The organism is Synechococcus sp. BA-120 BA3 (assembly GCF_034931285.1).
In the GTDB taxonomy this organism is placed as follows: domain Bacteria; phylum Cyanobacteriota; class Cyanobacteriia; order PCC-6307; family Cyanobiaceae; genus Cyanobium.
In genome coordinates, this window is sequence record NZ_JAYGHZ010000419.1 from 1 (window position 1) to 2,473 (window position 2,473).

At 71.2% G+C, this 2,473-nt stretch carries 4 protein-coding genes and 1 pseudogene; 4 read left to right on the plus strand and 1 reads right to left on the minus strand.

Annotated elements, in window-relative coordinates; genetic code table 11:
• Nucleotides 1–347, plus strand: a pseudogene (locus tag VB737_RS16245) (FAD-dependent monooxygenase); the annotation flags it as partial.
• A complete protein-coding gene (locus tag VB737_RS16250; protein WP_094587206.1) occupies nucleotides 268–480 on the plus strand; it encodes a DUF2949 domain-containing protein in 213 nt (70 codons plus the stop codon). The pseudogene VB737_RS16245 and the gene VB737_RS16250, both read left to right, overlap by 80 nt.
• A gap of 3 nt (nucleotides 481–483) precedes the next feature.
• Here VB737_RS16250 and VB737_RS16255 read toward each other — a convergent pair whose 3' ends face one another.
• A complete protein-coding gene (locus VB737_RS16255; protein WP_500314491.1) occupies nucleotides 484–1,023 on the minus strand; it encodes an adenine phosphoribosyltransferase in 540 nt (179 codons plus the stop codon).
• 80 nt (nucleotides 1,024–1,103) lie between these two features.
• On the opposite strand from VB737_RS16255, the gene VB737_RS16260 reads away from it, so the two are divergent.
• Together VB737_RS16260 and VB737_RS16265 are read left to right on the plus strand one after the other, a co-directional pair.
• The gene (locus tag VB737_RS16260) at nucleotides 1,104–1,658 is read left to right on the plus strand and encodes a DUF3038 domain-containing protein (RefSeq protein WP_500314493.1); all 555 of its coding nucleotides are present in this window, start codon (nucleotides 1,104–1,106) and stop codon (nucleotides 1,656–1,658) included.
• 22 nt (nucleotides 1,659–1,680) lie between these two features.
• A partial coding sequence (locus tag VB737_RS16265) for a DUF4335 domain-containing protein (RefSeq protein WP_500314495.1) occupies nucleotides 1,681–2,473 on the plus strand: 793 nt, incomplete at its 3' end.

Sequence of the window (2,473 nt, forward strand, 5' to 3'; positions counted from 1 at the left end):
GCCTGGCGGAACGGGCGGCCCGGGGAACCCTGTCGCCGCGCCGCATCGGCGCCGCCTACGGGCGCCGCCGCTGGCCCGATCTGCTGCTCACCCTGCTGGCCACCGACCTGCTGGTGCGGCTCTTCTCCAACCGCCACCGCTGGCTGCTGCCCCTGCGCCGGCTCGCCCTGGTCTGCCTGGCCCGCGTCGACGCCAGCCGGGCCCTGGCCCTGCGGGCCATGACCCAGGGACCTTGTCGCCTGCTCCAGCCACTTGCAGCATGGGGGGATGGTGATCAGCAGCTCTCCCCAGCCCCTGCCCTCTCCGGCCATGGTGCGCTTCCTGCGCCATCAGCTGGGCCTGAGTGAGAACGCCCTCCAGCTGGGCATCCGCCAGTCCCAGCTGGAGCAGGCGCCGCTCCCGGCCGTGCTCTGGCGGTTCGGCCTCATCAGCCTTGAGCAGTTCGACAGCGTCCTGGCCTGGCAGGACCAGCAGAGCTGAGGCTTAGCTGTAGATGATCAGGGACTCGATCGGATGCTCCTGGGGCAGCCGGCTGCGGCCATCGAGGGCCGCCAGTTCCGCCAGGAAGCCGAAGCCGCAGAGTTCCCCGCCCGCGGCCTGCACCAGCTCGCTGCAGGCCGCAGCGGTGCCGCCGGTGGCCAGGAGATCGTCGACGATCAGCACCCGCTGACCGCCGGCGAGGGCATCGCTGTGGATCTCCAGCCGGTCGGTGCCGTATTCGAGGCTGTAGTCGACGCCGATCACCTCACCGGGGAGCTTGCCCGGCTTGCGCACCGGCACGAACCCGACGCCCGCGATCGTGGCCAGGGCCGTGCCGACGATGAAGCCGCGGGACTCGATGCCCACGATCAGATCCGGCTGCACCTGATCACAGAGCAGGCCCAGCAGGCGGATGGCTTCGCCCCAGCCCTCGGGGTCCCGCATCAGGGGCGTGAGGTCACGGAAGAGGATGCCCGGCTTCGGGAAGTCGGGAATGTCCCGGACCCAGGTGCGCAGATCGATCGAGGAAGGGCTGCTGGCCATCGTGCTGCTGGGTCGTGCTGGTGAAGGGACCGGTACCGGCGACGTGACGGATGGACGGCGCCGCTGGCATCATCGCAGTCATGGCCAAGGACACTCCGGACGCGGCGACCCAGGACCGCTCCTCCCGCCCCCTGCCCCGCCGGGGACTGGAGCGTCTCGATCTGATGCTGCTCTGCATGGAGGCGCTTGACCTCAACGGCGGCGAGGCGATGGTGTGGATGAGCGAGCAGCTGGGCTACGCCGGCCTCTTCCCCAACCGGGTGGAGCTGTGGAAGCGGCGCTGCCACAACCCCCTGCGGCGCTCCTGCCGACGCGGCGAGGTGCCCGTCGCCGAGACCGATGCCCTGATCCGCATCCTCTGCGTCATGGCCGACCGCCTCTACCCGATGCTGCGCTCCCTGCTCTCCAGCAGCGAGCCGGAGTCGGTGGCGAAGGAGCGCTGGGACCTGTTCCAGGGGCGTCTGGGGGAACTGATCCAGGAGCGCATGAACCCCCGCCGCAGCGGTGTGCAGAAACTGCTCGATCCGAACGAGGGGGCGGCCCAGCGGCTCCAGCTGGTGCAGGGCCTCAGTCTCTGCGCCGGCCATGGGGGCTTCGAGCGCATCAAGGCCAGCCTGATGGACGCGGTGGCGTGACGGCGGCCGCAGCAGACCCCCCATGATTCAGAGTTCCGTGATGAAGCAGAGCCTCGTCTTCGATCAGCTCAGCTGCAGGCTTCAGGTGGAGGGTCTTCCCGACGTCTCCATCGGCCAGAGCGGTGCAGCCCTGGGCATCATCACCGGCTGGACCCTGCAGTGGGTGGGCCGGCCGTTGCTGGAGGGGCGCCGTGAGCATCTCCAGGCCCTGATGCAGGTGGTGCTGCCCTATGCCCGCCACCTGATCAGCGGCGTGCGCCGCGAATTCAGCGTGGCTGGCGAACCGGTCGACATCGGCCCCCACCCCGACGGCGGCCACCGGCTCCTGCTGCGCAGCAGCCAGCCCGACACCCCTCCCCTGGAGATGCATCTCGACGATGCGGAGCTGGCGGATCTGGTGCGGGTGCTGGATCTGCTGCGCCTCGATCCCCGCGTTCAGCTGCCCCTGGCAATTCCCGATCCCGAGCCCCTCGGTCCCAGGGAGCTGATGGAGCGGATCCCCCTGCACCGCCGCCTGTCGGCCCCCGTGGGCGGTGCGGCGGCCCTGGCGGTCTCCGCGGCCCTGGTGCTGCTGCTGCCCCTGGCGCCGATGATCGGCGCGCTGCAGGGCGGCGGCCGCCGGCAGGAGCACGGCGAGGGGCATGGCGAGGGGCATGGGCCGGCAGCGACCACCGCAGCGGTGGAGCCGGCCCCCTGGCGCCTGGAGCCGGGTGGGGTGCTCTACAAGGGGGGTGACCCCGAGGGGCCGGCGGCGGCGGCCAGCGCGGCCGTCGGGCCGCTCCACCAGAACTGGGAGCAGCTCTTCGCCCTGGCTT